The sequence below is a fragment of the Microbacterium umsixpiens genome, assembly GCF_053543675.1.
In genome coordinates this window covers 19,647-20,001 of sequence record NZ_JBLVOH010000080.1, presented here as the reverse complement: position 1 = coordinate 20,001, position 355 = coordinate 19,647, and the positions used below count along the sequence as shown (strand labels likewise).

The following is a 355-nucleotide window of genomic DNA, read 5'->3' as shown; positions in this document are numbered from 1 at the left end:
GGCCGCCGACGTCGACATCATCATCACGACCGCGCTCATCCCCGGGCGCGCGGCGCCTCGCCTCATCACGGCATCCGATGTCGCGCAGATGAAGCCGGGCAGCGTGATCGTCGACATGGCGGCGGGTCAGGGCGGCAACGTCGAGGGCGCGGTCGCCGGCGAGCGCGTCGTCACGGACAACGGCGTGGTCATCCTCGGCTACACCGACCTGGCCTCGCGCCTGGCCGCCCAGGCCTCGCAGCTCTACGGCACGAACCTCGCCAACCTCGTCGCGCTGCTGACCCCCGCGAAGGACGGCCGGCTGGTGATCGACTTCGAAGACGTGGTGCAGCGCTCGGTCACGGTCGTGCGCGCC

Annotated in this window: 1 pseudogene; it reads left to right on the top strand. The window is 71.5% G+C overall.

Annotated features, from left to right (window positions below):
• Positions 1-355, top strand: a pseudogene (locus ACNPM4_RS08390) (Re/Si-specific NAD(P)(+) transhydrogenase subunit alpha); the annotation flags it as partial.